We start from the raw sequence: 15,863 nt of genomic DNA, 5'->3' as shown, positions 1-15,863 counted from the left end.
GTCGTTCGGTCACGGTTCGCGCGGTGTATGCGAAGCGGCTGCCAAATCCAGGGCGATGTCGACGATCAGGTCCTCCTGACCGCCCACCAGGCCACGCCTGCCCACTTCGACGAGGATGGTGCGCACGTCGATGCCGTACCGCTCGGCGGCCACCTCGGCATGACGGAGGAAGGAGCTGTAGACGCCGGCGTAGCCGAGGGTCAGCGTCTCCCTGTCGACCCGCACCGGACGGTCCTGCAACGGGCGCACCAACTCCTCGGCCGCGTCCTGCAAGGCGAACAGGTCGCAGCCGTGCTCCCATCCGCGCAGGTTCGCGACGGCGACGAACGGCTCGATGGGGCAGTTGCCGGCGCCGGCGCCCTGTCCGGCGAGGGACGCGTCGACCCGCACGACGCCCTCTTCCACCGCGATCATGGAGTTCGCGACCGACAGCGAGAGGTTCTCGTGGGCATGGATGCCGATCCCGGTGGCCGGATCGAGGACGTCGCGGTAAGCCCGGACACGGTCCCGGATGCCGTCCATCAGGAGCCGTCCGCCGGAGTCGGTGACGTAGACGCAGTGGGCCCCGTACGACTCCATGAGCTTCGCTTGCGCGGCCAGCACCGCGGGTTCGGCCATGTGGCTCATCATGAGGAAGCCGGAGACGTCCATGCCCAGTTCCCTGGCCGTGGCGATGTGCTGGGCCGACACGTCGGCCTCGGTGCAGTGGGTGGCCACCCGCACCGAGCGGACACCGAGCCGGTAGGCCTGCTTCAGCTCAGCGATCGTGCCGATGCCGGGGAGCAGCAAGGTGGTGAGCCGCGCCCGGCGGATGTTGGCGGCTGCCACTTCGAGCCACTGCCAGTCGGTGTGCGAGCCCGGCCCGTAGTTCAGGCTTCCGCCGGCGAGGCCGTCGCCGTGCGAGACCTCGATACCGTCGACCCCGGCCGCGTCGAGCGCCCCGACGATCTTCGCGATCGCGTCGAGATCCATGCGATGGCGGACGGCGTGCATGCCGTCGCGAAGGGTCACGTCCTGGATGAACAGGCGGCTCATGCCGAAGCCTCCCGGCTCGCACGGACGGCGGCGATGCGCTCGGCGGCGGCGACGGCGGCCGAGGTCATGATGTCCAGATTTCCCGCGTACGCCGGAAGATAATGTGCGGCCCCCTCCACTTCGAGGAAGACGGTCACCTGATGGGTGGCTTTCGCGGAACCGGCGAGGGTGTGCACCGGCTGGTCAGCCGGGATCGGATTGATCTGGACCTGTTGCTTGAGCCGGTACCCGGGGACGTAGCCGGCGACGACCGCGACCATCCGCTCGACCGAGACCCGGATCTCCTCCAGCACGGACGGGGACGCCGCGTCGACGAGGCACAGCACCGTGTCCCGCATGATCAACGGCGGGTCCGCGGGGTTCAGGATGATCAGCGCCTTGCCCCGCTGCGCGCCACCGACCTGCTCGATCGCGTGCGCGGTGGTCTCGGTGAACTCGTCGATGTTGGCACGGGTGCCCGGCCCGGCGGACTTCGAGGCGATGGAGGCGACGATCTCGGCGTACGGCACTGGCGCCACGCGGGAGATCGCGGCGACGATCGGGATCGTGGCCTGCCCGCCACAGGTGACCATGTTGATGTTGCCGACTTCCCCGGCCGCGAGCTGCTGGTCCAGGTTGACGGCCGGCACGACGTACGGCCCGATCGCGGCCGGCGTCAGATCGATCATCGTTTTGCCGTGCTCCGCCAGTTTGGCGTCGTTGGCGATGTGGGCCCGCGCGGACGTGGCGTCGAAGACCAGCCCGATGTCGGCGAAGCCGTCCATCGCGATCAGCCCGTCGACTCCGTCGGCCGTGGTCGAAACGCCGAGCCGCCACGCCCGGGCCAGGCCGTCGGACTCGGGGTCGATACCGACCATCGCGGCCATCTCCAGCGTCGCGGAACGCCGCAGGATTTTGATCATCAGGTCGGTGCCGATGTTGCCCGACCCGATCACGGCGACCTTCATGAGTCCTCCTTCTTTCCCGCGAAGATCGCGCTTACCGGACCGAGCGAGGAGATCTCCGCGTGCACCCGGGCGCCGGGCCCGACGGTCACCATCCGGCCGAGGGCGCCGGAGAGCACCACCTCGCCGGCTCGCAGGGGATCCCCCAGGTCCCGGGCCGTGCGGGCGAGCCAGGCCAGCGCGGCGAGCGGATCGCCGAGACAGTCCCGGCCGGTGCCGCCGGAGGCCACCACGCCGTCGACGGTCATCCGCATGACCACGTCGGCGGGCTCGACGTCGCTGAGCGGCACCGGCCGGCCGGACAGCACGAACAACCCGCTCGACGCGTTGTCGGCGATGGTGTCGGCGATGCTGATGTCCCAGTCGGCGATGCGGCTGTCCACGATCTCGATGGCCGCCTCCGCATGCAGGACGGCGGCGCGGATCGCCTCGGGGCCGAGGTCCGGACCGTCGAGGTCCGCACCGAGCCGGAACGCGACCTCGGCCTCCACCTTGGGCTGCAGCAGCGCGCCCATCGGGATCTCGTCGAGGTCCGAGACGTTCATCCCGCGCAACAGCACCCCGAAGTCCGGCTGGTCGACACCGAGCTGGCGCTGCACCACGGGCGCGGTGAGGCCGATCTTGCGGCCGACGACGTGCTCGCCGTCCCCGATCCGCTGATCCACGCCGGCCCGCTGCACCCGGTAGGCCAGCCCGACGTCCGCCGCGCCGATCAGATCGCGGACGGGAGCACACGGGACACCGGTGCGCTGAGCGTGGAACAGCCGCTGGGCCGCGGCCGCTGTTGGTGAATTCATAGGACTCCCCTGCTGAGAGCCCGATGGTGCACGGCCGACCGGGAGGCGGCCCAGCCGCTCGTTCCGGTCACCGGACCAGTGGCCGTCCGCACGCCGATCCGGTGAGCGAACCGCGCCCGTTGCACGGATTCGCCCCGGATGACAACGCTTCGACCGGCACCGTCAAACGGAGGTACACCCATGCCGACCCGCGGTTACGCGACGACACCGTACGGCCAGATGCACTACGCCGAGACGGGCGAAGGGCCCGCCATCCTGCTCCTGCACCAGACTCCGCGTTCACACGACGAGTTCCGTGAGGTCCAGCCGATGCTGGCCGGCGGTCACCGGGTGATCGCGATGGACATGTACGGTTTCGGCCTCAGCGCGAGTCTTCCCGCGCCGCAGACCATCGAGGCCATGGCGGCCGGCGCGTACGCCCTGCTCGACGCCCTCGGCATCGAACGCGCGACGCTGATGGGCCACCACACCGGCGCCGCCGTCGCGATCGAGATGGCCGCCGCGGCCCCGTCCCGGGTGCGGGAGCTGATTCTCTCCTCGCCACCGTGGACCGGTCCGGAGTACCGGCAGTCACACGCCGACGGGCCCTCCGTCGACGTCGCCGAGACCGCCGAGGACGGCTCCCACCTCACCGAGCTGTGGTCACAGCGCCGGCCCTACTTCCCGGCCGGGCGGCCCGACCTGCTCGACCGCTTCATCCACGATGCGCTGGCCCCGGGTGTCGACCCGGCGGAGGGGCACCGGGCCTGCGCCCGCTACGTCATGGAGGACCGGATCGGCAAGGTCGAGGCCCTCACGCTGATCATCGGCGCGTCCGACGACCCGTTCGCCCTGCCCAATGTCGAGGTGGTCCGGGCGCACCTGACCGCTGCTGCCCGCGTCGAGGTGGCGGTCATCGCCGGGGGCCGCATCCCGCTGATGGAGGAGAAGGCGTCCGAGGTGGCCGCCCTGGTGACCGCGTTCGTCACAGCTCCCGGGCGCTGAGCAGCTTCGTCATGCGCCGGCCGACCACGCTCAGCTGACCGGCCAGCAGGTCGACCTTCGACCGCGACATGGGCACGGTCACCGACAGCGCCGCCACCGTCGCGCCGGTCGCACCGGCCAGCGGGATCGCCACGCTCATGAACCCGAGCCGGGCCTGCTCGAACTCGGTCGCGTAGCCCACCTCCCGGGCCCGGTCCAGTTCCCTCGCCAGAAGACCCGGCGCGACGGTGGTGCGCGGGGTCACCCGGATCAGCGGCGCGGACAGCACCTCGTCGAACAGGGCCCGCCGCCCGAACGCGAGCAGCGCCTTACCGGTGGCCGTGCAGTACAGCGGCATCCGCCCGGCGACCCTCGACGGCCGGCTGACGTGGGTGTTCCCACCACTGACCTTCTCCAGGTAGAGCACCTCGAGACCGTCCACCACGGCGAGGTGGACGGTCCCGCTCGTCGTCTGCACCAGATCGACCATGAGCGGCCGGGCGAGATCCCGCAGGATCCGCTGACGCGGCACACGCTGCCCGATCTCGAACAGCCGCATCCCCAGGCGGTACTCGCCGCTGCGCCGTTCCAGCAGCCCCCACTGGACCAGCTCCTGACTCAGCCGATGTACCGACGCCTTGGCCAGCCCGGTCCGCCGGGCCATCTCGGAGAGGCTGAGCGTCTCGTCGTCGAGCCCGAAGACCTCGAGGATCAGCCGCACCTTGCCGAGCACGCTGTTGCTGTCCTGCGTGCCGCGCTGCAGGGCCGGATCGGGTTCGAACAGGCACGCTGACGTGCTCATGAGCTCCATCAGCCGATGGTTCGCCACGTTTGTTACCTGTATCAACGGAGCGGTCCGCTCACCGGACCGGTTCCGCGGCTCAGCGACCCGTGAACCTCGGGAGTCTGGAGTCGAGGAAGGCCTGCAAGCCCTCGGCAGCATCCTCCGTGGTGATCAACTGCTGGACAGCCGCCCACTCGGCGCCCAGCGCGCCGTCGATGTCGAGTGACGCGCCCTCGGCCATCGAGCGTTTGAGAAGCCCTATCGCCGTGGTCGGCCGGGTCGCCCAGTCCCGCGCCCGGTCCGTCACGGCGCCGGCGAAGTCCTCGTCCCGGACGACCTCGTCGACCAGGCCGATCGCCAGCGCCTGCGCGGCGCTCATCCGGTCTCCCTCGATCATCAGAAGCCTCGCCCGGTGCACGCCGAGCAGGCGCGGCAGACGCTGGCTGCCGCCGGCGCCGGGGAACAGCCCGAGCCGCATCTCCGGGAACCCGACCGTGGCGCCGGCGGCAGCGATCCGCAGGTCGCAGGCCAGGGCGAGCTCCGCGCCGCCGCCCAGCGCGTGCCCGTTGATCGCCGCGATCACCGGTTTGGGGGCCACCTCCAGCAGGCGCTGCACCTCAACCCAGCGCCGCATCCGGACATGGTTGTCCCGGGACAGGTCACGCATCACCGCGATGTCGGCGCCGGCCACGAAGAACCGGCCGGTCCCGGTGATGACGATGCACCGCACCGCGGGATCGCCGGCGATGCCCGGCAGGATCTTGAGGAACTCCTCGATCAGCGCCGGGTTCACCGCGTTCGCGGGTGGCCGGTCGATGACGATGGTGGCGACGGCGTCGGATACGGACACTTCCAGCATGCTGATCACTCCAGAACGGCCGGCTCGGCGGCGGACGCGTCGCCGAGAAGTTCTTCGAGAATCTGGGTCGTGTGCTCGCCGAGCAGCGGCGCGGGACGGGAGCCGGCACCGGCGATGACACCGCCCTCGTGCCGCACCTCCCCGGCGATCGGGTGCCGCAGGACCGGGTAGAACCCGCGGGCGGCGAGCTGGGGGTCGCGTTCGACGAGGTCCTCACCGGTCGCCACGACGGCGGCCGGCACACCCGCGTTCTGGAGTGCCACAGCGGTCGCTTCCGCGTCTCGGGTGCTGGTCCAGGCGGCAAGAGCGTCGTCGATGTGGTCCTCCGCGGCCTTCCGCTCGGTCAGCGACAGACCGGGAGTGCCGATCCCGGTGAGGCGGGCCAGGGAACGCCACTGCGCGTCGTCATCGACCGCGATCGCCACCCAGCGGTCCTCGCCCCGGGCGGGATAGACCCCGTGCGGCGAACGGCGGGCCACCCGGTGCGGACGGCTCGGGGTGGCGCCGGTGCGTTCCGGGCCGAGCTGATGCTCCAGGACGGCCGGGCCCATCGCCGCGGCCATCGTCTCGAGCTGGGACAGGTCGACGAACCCGCCGCGCCCTTCGGCGAGCATGGCGAGGACGGCCAGGACCGCCGCGTTCGCCGCGACCATGTCGCCGAGGCCGAACGTGAGACCCTGCGGGTCGCCGCCGGGATCGGCCGTCTCGTGAGTGAGCCCGGACATCGCCGCGAGGGTGTCGGCGAAGGTGACCGCGTTGCGCCACGGGCCGGTCTGCCCGACGCCCGACATCGACACCGCGATCAGATCGGGGTTCGCCGCGCTCAGCGACGCGTGGTCGAGACCCCACTTCGCCATCGTGCCCGGGCTGTAGTTGTCGATGATCACGTCGCATTCGCGGGCCAGCCGGCGGACGAGCGCCTGGCCTTCGGGGAGGCGCATGTTCACCGCGATGCTGCGCTTGCCGCGGTTGAAGTTCAGGAAATAGCCGCCGTCGTCGAACGTGGCGCCCGGCCGCATCCGCATCGACGGCTGGAACCGGGTCGGGTCCTGCCGGTGCCGCGACTCCACCTTGATGACGTCGGCGCCGAAATCGGCGAGCTGCCTGGTCGCGTACGGACCGGCGAGCACCCACGTCAGGTCCAGCACGCGCAGCCCGGCGAGGCTCTTGCGGATCGGCTTCCTCACCTCTTTCGCAGCCAGAGGCGGTAGCCGGACCGGATAGCCGACGTCGGTGAGACCGCCGACCGTGATGAAGAAGCCCCGGCTCTCCAGCTGCGGGTTGCCGACGAGCTGATCGGCGCGGCTGACCTCGGCCCAGGGCAGCGCCCGCCGCCGGCCCTCCTCGCCCAGCTCAGCGGCCGTGCGGCGGGCGGTGAAGCGAGCGACCACCTCGTCGACGTGCGGGCGGGCGGTCCAGCGGTAGACGGCGTCGGCGTACTTCTCCTCGGTCAGGTCCTCGGCCTCACCCGTCTCGTCCATCCAGGCCAGCAGGTCGGTCCACATGCGGCTGGGGCCCGAGTACCCGCCGGCGACATAGCCGTCGGCAGCCCGGAAGATGCGCGCCGCGACATGGGCGTAGACGCCACCGCTGCGCCGGGGGAACGCGCCCGCGTGGATCCACGAGACCGCGCCGGTCTCCAGGGTCGCGGCGACGGCCTGCTGCACGGAGACGTCGATCAGCCCGCGGCGCCGGTCGAGCAGGCCGAGATACGCCGCGATCGCCGCATGCGCTCCCGCGACCTGCAGGGCGGACTCGCGCGGCGGCGGCTTCGGCGGACCGTCCGGGCGTCCGCCGAGCCAGGTCATGCCGCCCGCGGAGGCCGTCACCAGGTCGCCGCCCCGCCAGTCCCGGCGCGGCCCGGTGAGCCCGAACGGCGTCACCACCACGTGGACGCGGTCCGGCCAGCGCGACGTGCCCGCTTCGGTCAGCCCTCGCAGGGTCTGCCGTGGACCGCTCTCGATCACGACGTCGGCGTCCATGGCCAGCGCGTCGAGTTCAGCGTGACCGGCGGTGATCACGCGGGTTCCGGCGTACCAGTGCAATTCGCTCGCCGAAGGACCAGGAGCACCGGCCGGCACCCGGACGACGTCGGCGCCGAGCCCCACCAGGGCGCGGATCGCTGCGGCGCCGAGGTCGTCGGTCAGGTCCAGGACTCGCATGCGGGATCCTTCCGTCTCAGATGTTCGAGGTCTTTGCCGACGAGGTCGCGCAGGGCCGGCTTGCTGACCTTGGTGGAGGCGGTGCGGGGCAGCGCGGCGACCAGGCTCACGTAGCGCGGCCAGGCGTGCCGGGGCAGGCGGGCGCGGCACCAGGTGTGCACCGCCTCCTCGGTGACGTCGCCGGACACGGCGAGGAGCAGGTCCTCCTCGGTCAATGCGGACGGCACCCCGACGGCGGCCGCCTCCCGCACGCCGGGCATGGCCTCGACGATCGACTCCACCTGCCAGGCCGAGATGTTCTCGCCCCGGCGGCGGATCACGTCGGTGTGCCGCCCGCAGAAGACCAGCCGGCCGCCGTCGTCGAACCGGCCGAGGTCACCGGTGACGATCCACTCCGGCGGTGGCTGTGAGCTGCCGGTATAGCCGAGCGTGCTGATGTGCGGATGCCGGGGCCGCACCGCGATGCGGCCCTGATCGTCGAGCCGCACGTCGTACTCCGGCACCGGGCGCCCCGCGGTGCCCTCGGTCACGTCGCCGACTTCGTTGCTGGCGATGTCACCGAGCTCGGTGCACGCGTACGCCTCCACGAGCTGCACGCCGAATCGCTCCCGGAACTGTGCGGCCAGCCAGCGCGGCGCGGGGCCGCCGTACGCCCGGGTGATGCGGTGGTCGCGGTCGCGGTCTCCGGCCGGCGCGCGCAGCAGGATCGCCGCGACCGCGCCCATGAAGTTGAACGCCGTCACGTTCTCCGCACGGCACACCTGCCAGAAACGGGACGCCGAGAACCGTGGCACCGCCAGCAGCCGGGCGCCGCTGACCAGGGCGGCGACCAGGCCGGTGTGCCGGATGTTGACGTGGTTCCACGGGAACGCGTTGTAGAGCACGTCCCCTGGTCCGTACCTCAGCGAGGCCGAGACCCGGCGTGCGTGCCGCACTCCGGCGAAATGCGGCAGCATCACCCCCTTGGGACGCCCGGTGGAGCCCGAGGTGCTCAGCACCAGTGCCGGGTCGGCGGGGCCCGGCAGCGGCCCGAGCGGGCCGGGCGGCAGGTCCTGAAGATCGCCGGGGCCGCCGCCGTCGTCCACGGTCCGCACGATCGGGGCGATGGTGGCCAGACGCGGATTGCGGGACAGCGCACCGGTTCCCACCACCGCGACCCGCGCCCGCATCGGCGTGGTCCCGTCGGCGGTGACCGGCACCTCCACGAGTCCGGCACGAGCCACCGCGGCCAGGACCACCACCAGCGCCGGACCCGGCCGCACACAGGTCAGCACCGGGTCTTCCGGGGACAGGCCCAGCGACGGCGAGGCGAGCAGGCGCGCTACCGCTTCCGCGCAGGCGAGCCACTCACCCGCGGTGAGGTCCTGCCGTACGTCACCGGCGAACGTCGCGACGACCGCTGCGGGCTCGGTGGCCGCCCGGCGGATCAGAAGGTCGATCAAGGTCTCCGGGTCATCGGCGATCGGGATCACGTCGCCTCCCATCAGTCATCGAGACCTGATCTTCCGGCGGAGCCCGGGTTCGGCCAACGCGCCCGGACCGGTCACCGGACCGGGTGCACTTGCGCGCTGTTTCACGAATGTCACAAAGCGCCGTAGACACGGATACGGGCCCACCTCACAATGCAGGCTGTGCCCGTCCCCGACCCGTCGCCGTCCGTGCTGAGCAAGGCTCTCCTGCTGCTCGGCGCCTTCGGCGACCGCAGCACGCTGGGTCTCAGCGACCTGAGCCGGCGCTCCGGCATCGCGAAGGCGACCGTCCACCGGCTGGCGCAGGAACTGGTGGATCTGAACATGCTGGAACGAGTGGAGGCCGGCTATCAGCTCGGCTGGCGCATGTACGAACTCGGCCAGCTCGTGCCCGGACCGGCCAATCTCCGCCACATCGCCCGGCCGGCGCTCATGGACCTGCATTCCTCCACCCGGGCCACCGTCCACCTGGCCGTGCAGCACGACCTCGAGACCGTCTTCCTCGAACGTCTCGCCGGGCTCCGGGACACCCGGATCCACACCACGGTCGGCACCCGGGTCCCCATCTGGTTCGCCGCCTCCGGCAAGGTGTTCATCGCGCACAGCACCGACGAGGAGCGCCTCGTCGCCGCCCTGGAGGACCAGGGTTCGACACCCCGGACCGGCCACAGCATCCGCAGCGCCCGTCAGCTGAAGGCACAGATGACGGCGGTCCGTGAACGCCGGTGGTCCACCGAGAGCGAAGAGACCCTTGAGGGGTACAAGTCGTACGCCGTCCCGATCACCCTGGGGGACCCCCAGCACGTCGTGGCCGCGGTGTCGGCGACGCTGCCGCTCGACCGTCACGACGATCAGCAGGTCGTCCGCATGCTGTGGGCGACCGCCGCCCACATCAGCCGCGCGCTGGACGCCCCGGCCGGCGGGAAGCCCGCGAAACCGGACGGTCCGCGGGCTCCCGGTGATCAGACCTTCACGCCGTAGCGGCGTAGGAGCCGTCCGGCGAGGAGGCGGATGAGCCGGTCGCAGGTGTAGCCGAGCAGGCCCAGGGCGATGATGCCGACGAAGATCCAGTCGATGCGGCCGTAGTTGCGGGCTTGCCAGATGAGGGCGCCGAGGCCGGTGTCGGCGGCGACGATCTCGGCGGAGACGATGGTGAGGAAGCTGTTGCCCATGGCGAGGCGGGCGCCGGTGATGATGTAGGGGATGGTGGCGGGCAGCACGACGGCGTGCAGTAGCTGGCGGCGGTTGGCGCCGAGGCTGGTGGCGGCGCGCAGTTTCGATTCGTCGATGGCCAGGACGCCGGCGATGGTGTTGACGGTGACGAGGAAGACCGAGGTGTAGAAGATCAGGATGATCTTCGAGGTCTCGCCGATGCCGAACCAGACGATGGCCAGGGTGACGAACGCGATCGGCGGGATGAAGCGAAAGAATTCGATGTACGGGTCGAGCAGCCGGCGGATGGCCGTGACCCGGCCCATCAGGATGCCGACGGGGGCGCCGACCAGGACACCGAGTGCCCAGCCGGAGAGGATGCGGCGGGCCGAGGCGAGTATGGATGCGCCGAGTGAGCCGTCTTCGGCCAGGTCGATGCCGGCTCGTAGGGTGTCGGCGGGTGATGCGGTGAGCGTGGGGCCGTACCACCAGGCGACCGCGGCCCAGACGGCGAGGCCGGCGGCCAGGGTGACCGCGGTCCAGGCGAGGCCGGCGAATCGCCGGCGGCGTAGGCCGGGCACGGCAGCGACCGGGCGTTGCGCGACGGCGGTCATGCCGCGGCCCGTTCCGGGTCGATGCCCTGAGCCTGCAGCGAGACGCGGACCTCTTCGCTGATGTCGGCGCGCAGCCGGCGGCGCAGCTCCACGAACTCGGCGCTGCCCTCCTGACGCGGCCGGGGTAGGCCGACCTCGTAGGAGCTCTTGACCCGGGCGCTCGGGCCCGCCGTCATGACGATCACCCGGTCGGCCAGCAGGATCGCCTCGTCGATGTCGTGGGTGACGAAGAGGACCGTGCTGCGGTGGGTCTGCCAGATCCGGTCCAGTTCATGCTGCATCACCTCCCTGGTCTGCGCGTCGAGCGCGCCGAACGGCTCGTCCATCAGCACGACCCGGGGTTCGTTGGCGAGCACCCGCGCGATCTGGGCCCGCTGCCGCATGCCACCGGACAACTGGTTCGGGTATTTGCCGGCCGCGTGGCGCAGCCCGACGAGGCCGAGGTATTCGTCGACGATCTCCCGCTGCCGGCCCTTCTCGACCCCGCGCATCCGCGGGCCGAAGGCGACGTTCTGCCGGACCGTCAGCCAGTCGAACAGGGCGTCGCTGCTCTGGAACACCACGCCGCACTCCGGGCGGGGACCGGTCACCGCCTCGCCGCCGACCTGGATCCGGCCGTTGTTCGGTGCGACGAAGCCGGCCACCGCCATGAGCACCGTGGACTTGCCGCAGCCACTGGGACCGAGCAGGCAGATGAATTCGCCTCCGGCTATGTCGAGGTCGATCCCGCTGACCGCTTGGAACGCGCCGAACCCGATGCCTACGTCGTCGAGCACGATGCCCGGCTCGCGGCTGGGGGACTGATCGCCGGGAATCGCTACACCGAGGTTGCTTGTCATCCAGGTGGTATATCGAGGCATCGGACCAGCGAAAACGATCCTGGTCCGCTGAGCGAACCCGTTACCTGCGGAAACAGCCCGGCAACATCCGGTCCGCTCATCGGGACGATCCGCTGTACGGGCGGGCGGACAGCCGCCACCATGGACCGGCTCGCCGCGCTCCCGCCGGGGTTCTAGGCCGACAACAGCCCGGATCGGGCCGGTGCGGAGAGCAGCTCGAGCCGCCGCAGGGTCAGCGCGCCCTGCACCGCGGCGAAGGCGCCCAGCCGTGCCGGAACGAGCGCGTCGCGACCCTGCCGCGACCCGTATCCCAGTGTCGAGAGGGTGGTCTCGGGCAGGTCGGCCAGTTCAGCGGCGAACGCCGCCAGGTAGCCGCCGAGCACCACCATCTGCGGCTCGTACATGAGGTTGGCGTTGTCGATCAGAATGCGGAACCAGAACACGGCCTCCTCCGCGGCCGCCCGCGCGGCCGGATCGCCGTCCCGCACCCGGCGGACCAGTTCGTCCAGGGCCATCGGCAGACCACGCTCCCGGCGTACGTCGGTGAGCCCGGCCCGGCGGACGACGACCTCCGGATCGGCGACCGTGACGAAACACCCGCGCCGCCCGCATTCGCACTGCTCACCGTCCGGCACCACGATCATGTGGCCGGGGGCGTGCAGCGCACTGCGCAGGATCTGCCCCTCGCTGATCACACCCGCGCCGACCCCGGTGGCCGACTTGAGGAAGAAGACGTCGCTGAGCCCGGCCATCCCGGGCTCGGCACGCAGGGCGGCGAACTCGGCGTACGCGGCGAGCGAGCCGTCGCCGGCCAGATGCACGCCGGCCGGGAACGCCGGCAGCCGGGCGGCGACGAGGGTCCGGTACGGCACGTCGATCCAGCCCAGATCCAGCGCACAGCTGACGGTCGCGGCGTCCCGCGCGATACCGCCGGGCACGACCAGGTCGAGGCTGAGAGGGGAGACCCCGGTCAGCCGGTCGAGGCTGGCGGCCACGCCGTCCGCGATCGTTTTCGCGACGGTCTCCGGGTCGGCGTCACGCGGCGTGCGCACCGGGATCTCGTCGCGGTGCAGCTCGCGGCCGGTGAGGTCGTGCGCGACCACGACGGCCTGGTCGACCTCGAGCTGGGCGCCGATCAGGCAGAGGTGCCGGCCGTCGATCTCCAGCTGTTCGATGCGCCGGCCGACGCGCTGGGGCGGCTGGTCGGCCACCGGGCGCACCAGGCGGTTCTCCAGAAGGACCGCCGAGAGGTTGGTGATGGCGCTGCGGGCCAGCCCCGTCTCCAGCGCGATCTCGGCTCGGGCGCCCCGCCGGAGGCGATCGAGGGTGGTTAGCACCAAGCCCAGGTTGTGATCGCGTACATCGCTGTTGACGAGGTGTGTTCGAGGCACGATCCATCCTCGCACGGTGAAACTGTTCAAGTAGTGAACAGATGATTCAAGGCTTGAACTAACTGGGAATGCCTGCTTAACATGCCGTCCACCATGATCCGCTGAACAGCCGGAGAGCCCGTATGAGCAAAAAGGTCGTCGATGACGTCGCCGTGACACCCGCACCCGCCCGGCACCGTTCCGTCCTGCTCGTCTCCCTGCTCGTCAACAACCTCGTGCTCTTCGCGGTCTATGCCGGCGTCCTCGGCGTACTGCTGCCGCAGCAGGTCTCCGACATCGATCCGGCCCACAAGGTCGGCAACCTCGCACTCGTCACCTCGCTGTCCGCGCTCGCCACCCTCTTCGTCCAGCCGATCGTCGGCGCGCTCAGCGACCGCACACGGTCCCGGTTCGGCCGGCGCTCGCCGTGGATCGTCGTCGGCGGCATCGGCGGCGGCCTGTGCACGGTCGCCATGCAGTTCGGCCACACGGTCCTCGCCATCGCGGCCATCTGGGTGCTCGCCCAAGTACTGCTCAACGCGCTCCAGGGCCCGACCACCGCGGTCGTCGCCGACCGCGTCGAACCCAGCGGCCGCGGTGTCGCCTCGGCGTTCCAGGGCGCCGGCCTGGCGATCGGCGCGGCGGCCGGTATCACCTTCGCCGGCCGGCAGCTGCACCGGATCGGTGTCGGCTACACCGTGCTGGGTCTCGCCGCGATCGTCATGACCGTGCTGTTCGTGCTGATCAACCGCGACACCCCGTCGACCGGGCAGGTCCCGCGGCCGTTCCGCTGGGGTGCTTTCCTGCGGGGCTTCTGGGTCAGCCCGCGCCGGCACCCCGACTACGCGTGGGCGTTCGGCGGGCGCTTCTTCATGGTCCTCGGCTACCAGGCGATCCAGAACTACACGCTGTACATCCTCACCGACTACATCGGGCTCGGGTCGGCCGATGCCGGCGCGCTGTACGGCGTCCTCTCGATGATCTCGTCGGTCACCATGGTGATCGGCACCGTGGTCTTCGGCAAGCTCTCCGACATGCTCGGCCGCCGCAAGGTCTTCGTCTTCACGGCCACCATCGTGCTGGCCGCCGCGGTCGCCGTCCCGCTCGCCGTGCCCACCTCCGGCGCGATGCTCGTCTACGCCGCCCTGTCCGGCATCGGCTACGGCGCCTACATCGCCGTGGACCTCGCTCTGATGATCGACGTGCTGCCCTCCCAGGGCGACATGGCCCGCGACCTCGGCGTGCTGAACATCGCCTCGAACGTGCCGCAGACCCTCACCCCGTTGATCGCGGCCGGACTGCTGGGCGCCTTCGCCGGCGACTACGGCTCGATCTTCGTGTACGCCATCGTCGCCGTCGTCTTCTCCTCGCTGTTCGTCCTGCCGATCAAGTCGGCCCGCTGAAAGGCTCCCCGTGCCACCCATCGTCGAGATCACTTCCGGTCGTGTCCGCGGCGGGGAACGCCCCGGTTCGCTCGCGTTCCTCGGCATCCCGTTCGCCACGCCGGTCCGCTTCCAGGCTCCCGGGCCGGTGCAGCCGTGGACCGGTGTGCGCGACGCCACCGCGTACGGCCCGACCGCCCAGCGCCGCCCGTTCGGTGACGTGACCACCATCCCCGAGCCGTCCATCGCCGGCGAGCAGACGCTCAACGTCAACGTCTTCACGCCGTCGGTCGACGGCAGGCTCCCGGTCCTGGTCTGGATCCACGGCGGCGGCTACTTCGCCGGATCACCCGCCAGCCCCTGGTACGACGGCCGCTCGTTCAACCGGGACGGTGTGGTCACCGTGACCCTCTCGTACCGCCTGGGTTTCGATGGTTTCGGCTGGATCGACGGCGTCCCCGGCAACCGCGGCGTGCTCGACCAGATCGCCGCTCTGCGATGGGTACGCGAGAACATCGCGGCGTTCGGCGGCGACCCGGAACGCGTCACGATCGCGGGCCAGTCGGCGGGCGGCGGCAGCGTGCTCACCCTCATGTCGTCGCCCCTGACCGCCGGCCTGTTCCACGGGGCGATCGCCCAGTCCAGCGCCCTCACCGACCTACGGCCCGACGAGGCGGCCACGACCACGTCGCAGCTGGTGGCCGCGCTCGGCATCAACGTGGACGACCTCGGCGCGGTCACCGAGGACCAGATCCTCGACGCCCAGCGTGAGGTGCAGAAGGCCGGCATGCCCGCCGGTCCCGCACCGATCGCCGACATCGTGGCCTCGATGCGCGACGGCGTCACCGGACTGGCGTTCGCTCCCGTGGTCGACGGCGAGACCGTGCTGAGTTTCCCCGACGCCATGAGCACCGGCCCGCACCGTGCGACGCCGTTGCTGCTGGGGACCACCGCCGACGAGTTCTCCTTCCCCAGCCCGCCGGTCGACGCCGCGGAGGTGACCGAACTGCTGCTCGCGGCCGGCGCGTCCGGCACGGGCATCGGCCGCTTCCTCGCCGGCACGGCCGTACTGGGCCCGTCGTTCCTGCGCAGCGCGGTCCTCGCGCTCGGCATGGTCCGGGTTCCCGCCATGCGGATCGTGGGGTCCCGGGCGGCCACCGCGCCGACCTGGACGTACGACTTCCGGCATCGCTCGGGAGTCAGCGGCGCGGCGGTGCACTGCCTGGAGATCCCGTTCGTCTTCGACCTGCTGGACGCCGAGGGCGTCACCGCGGTGCTGGGCGCCGAGCCGCCTCAGCGCCTGGCCGACGAGGTCCACGCGGACTGGGTCCGCTTCGTCACGTCGGGCCACCTGTCCTGGACCGATGCCGCTGCCGAACCGGCCGGGGCGAAGGTCTACGCCGACCCGGCGGCGTACGACCCGGACGCCTACCACCTGGAGTGGGAGCTGGCCACGGCGGAGATCTGAGCACGTGCCATCGTCAGCGCCGACG

The 15,863-nt window shown here is 71.2% G+C and carries 14 protein-coding genes; 4 read left to right on the top strand and 10 right to left on the bottom strand.

Annotation, left to right across the window (positions count from 1 at the left end; translation table 11 throughout):
• Positions 1-9: 9 nt before the first annotated feature.
• From dmpG to EP757_RS22935, 3 genes are read right to left on the bottom strand one after another with little or no spacing between them, the layout of a single operon-like run.
• Entirely contained in the window at positions 10-1,035 is a 1,026-nt protein-coding gene (dmpG, locus tag EP757_RS22945; protein ID WP_127549199.1) for a 4-hydroxy-2-oxovalerate aldolase, read from the bottom strand.
• Entirely contained in the window at positions 1,032-1,982 is a 951-nt protein-coding gene (locus EP757_RS22940; RefSeq protein WP_127549197.1) for an acetaldehyde dehydrogenase (acetylating), read from the bottom strand. Before EP757_RS22940 ends, dmpG begins: the two co-directional genes overlap by 4 nt.
• Positions 1,979-2,776: a 2-keto-4-pentenoate hydratase gene (locus EP757_RS22935; protein ID WP_127549195.1), complete on the bottom strand. Its 798-nt coding sequence runs from the start codon at positions 2,774-2,776 to the stop codon at positions 1,979-1,981. Before EP757_RS22935 ends, EP757_RS22940 begins: the two co-directional genes overlap by 4 nt.
• Before the next feature lie 180 nt (positions 2,777-2,956).
• On the opposite strand from EP757_RS22935, the gene EP757_RS22930 reads away from it, so the two are divergent.
• Complete coding sequence (locus EP757_RS22930) at positions 2,957-3,760, top strand: alpha/beta fold hydrolase (protein WP_127549193.1); 804 nt, start codon at positions 2,957-2,959, stop codon at positions 3,758-3,760.
• On the opposite strand, the gene EP757_RS22925 is transcribed toward EP757_RS22930, so the two are convergent.
• The 4 genes from EP757_RS22925 to EP757_RS22910 all read right to left on the bottom strand — a co-directional run bounded on the left by EP757_RS22925 (position 3,741) and on the right by EP757_RS22910 (position 9,016).
• Positions 3,741-4,541, bottom strand: coding sequence for an IclR family transcriptional regulator (locus EP757_RS22925; protein WP_160165856.1), 801 nt, complete (start codon positions 4,539-4,541; stop codon positions 3,741-3,743). The two genes, EP757_RS22930 and EP757_RS22925, sit on opposite strands and share 20 nt — an antisense overlap.
• 79 nt (positions 4,542-4,620) lie before the next feature.
• Positions 4,621-5,373 carry an enoyl-CoA hydratase/isomerase family protein gene (locus EP757_RS22920; protein ID WP_197725353.1) on the bottom strand — a complete coding sequence of 251 codons (753 nt, stop codon included), beginning with the start codon at positions 5,371-5,373 and terminating at the stop codon, positions 4,621-4,623.
• 14 nt (positions 5,374-5,387) lie between these two features.
• The gene (locus EP757_RS22915) at positions 5,388-7,544 is read right to left on the bottom strand and encodes a CoA transferase (RefSeq protein WP_127549187.1); all 2,157 of its coding nucleotides are present in this window, start codon (positions 7,542-7,544) and stop codon (positions 5,388-5,390) included.
• Positions 7,526-9,016 (bottom strand): AMP-binding protein, encoded by a 1,491-nt coding sequence (locus EP757_RS22910; RefSeq protein ID WP_160165855.1) that lies wholly within the window; start codon positions 9,014-9,016, stop codon positions 7,526-7,528. The genes EP757_RS22915 and EP757_RS22910 overlap by 19 nt, the downstream gene beginning before the upstream one ends.
• Positions 9,017-9,175: 159 nt before the next feature.
• Between EP757_RS22910 and EP757_RS22905 the strand changes: the two genes are divergently transcribed.
• A complete protein-coding gene (locus tag EP757_RS22905; protein ID WP_160165854.1) occupies positions 9,176-9,994 on the top strand; it encodes an IclR family transcriptional regulator in 819 nt (272 codons plus the stop codon).
• Here the strand turns inward: EP757_RS22905 and EP757_RS22900 are convergent.
• The 3 genes from EP757_RS22900 to EP757_RS22890 all read right to left on the bottom strand — a co-directional run bounded on the left by EP757_RS22900 (position 9,976) and on the right by EP757_RS22890 (position 12,955).
• Positions 9,976-10,779, bottom strand: coding sequence for an ABC transporter permease (locus tag EP757_RS22900; RefSeq protein WP_127549181.1), 804 nt, complete (start codon positions 10,777-10,779; stop codon positions 9,976-9,978). The two genes, EP757_RS22905 and EP757_RS22900, sit on opposite strands and share 19 nt — an antisense overlap.
• On the bottom strand, positions 10,776-11,618 hold the full coding sequence (locus EP757_RS22895; protein WP_127549179.1) for an ABC transporter ATP-binding protein: 843 nt from the start codon (positions 11,616-11,618) through the stop codon (positions 10,776-10,778). Before EP757_RS22895 ends, EP757_RS22900 begins: the two co-directional genes overlap by 4 nt.
• A 173-nt stretch (positions 11,619-11,791) precedes the next feature.
• Complete coding sequence (locus tag EP757_RS22890) at positions 11,792-12,955, bottom strand: ROK family protein (protein ID WP_232050701.1); 1,164 nt, start codon at positions 12,953-12,955, stop codon at positions 11,792-11,794.
• Positions 12,956-13,131: 176 nt separating this feature from the next.
• Between EP757_RS22890 and EP757_RS22885 the strand changes: the two genes are divergently transcribed.
• Positions 13,132-14,391 (top strand): MFS transporter, encoded by a 1,260-nt coding sequence (locus EP757_RS22885; protein ID WP_127549175.1) that lies wholly within the window; start codon positions 13,132-13,134, stop codon positions 14,389-14,391.
• 10 nt (positions 14,392-14,401) lie between these two features.
• Positions 14,402-15,838 carry a carboxylesterase/lipase family protein gene (locus EP757_RS22880; protein WP_127549173.1) on the top strand — a complete coding sequence of 479 codons (1,437 nt, stop codon included), beginning with the start codon at positions 14,402-14,404 and terminating at the stop codon, positions 15,836-15,838.
• Positions 15,839-15,863 lie beyond the last annotated feature (25 nt).

It is taken from the genome of Actinoplanes sp. OR16 (assembly GCF_004001265.1).
Classification (GTDB): Bacteria; Actinomycetota; Actinomycetes; order Mycobacteriales; family Micromonosporaceae; genus Actinoplanes.
This window is presented reverse-complemented; position numbering and strand designations above follow the sequence as displayed.

What these genes read in the sequence shown, in the direction of transcription:
- dmpG (WP_127549199.1), bottom strand. Translation starts at nt 1,035, where the DNA reads ATGAGCCGCCTGTTCATCCAGGACGTGACCCTTCGCGACGGCATGCAC.
- EP757_RS22940 (WP_127549197.1), bottom strand. Translation starts at nt 1,982, where the DNA reads ATGAAGGTCGCCGTGATCGGGTCGGGCAACATCGGCACCGACCTGATG.
- EP757_RS22935 (WP_127549195.1), bottom strand. Translation starts at nt 2,776, where the DNA reads ATGAATTCACCAACAGCGGCCGCGGCCCAGCGGCTGTTCCACGCTCAG.
- EP757_RS22930 (WP_127549193.1), top strand. Translation starts at nt 2,957, where the DNA reads ATGCCGACCCGCGGTTACGCGACGACACCGTACGGCCAGATGCACTAC.
- EP757_RS22925 (WP_160165856.1), bottom strand. Translation starts at nt 4,541, where the DNA reads ATGAGCACGTCAGCGTGCCTGTTCGAACCCGATCCGGCCCTGCAGCGC.
- EP757_RS22915 (WP_127549187.1), bottom strand. Translation starts at nt 7,544, where the DNA reads ATGCGAGTCCTGGACCTGACCGACGACCTCGGCGCCGCAGCGATCCGC.
- EP757_RS22900 (WP_127549181.1), bottom strand. Translation starts at nt 10,779, where the DNA reads ATGACCGCCGTCGCGCAACGCCCGGTCGCTGCCGTGCCCGGCCTACGC.
- EP757_RS22895 (WP_127549179.1), bottom strand. Translation starts at nt 11,618, where the DNA reads ATGACAAGCAACCTCGGTGTAGCGATTCCCGGCGATCAGTCCCCCAGC.
- EP757_RS22885 (WP_127549175.1), top strand. Translation starts at nt 13,132, where the DNA reads ATGAGCAAAAAGGTCGTCGATGACGTCGCCGTGACACCCGCACCCGCC.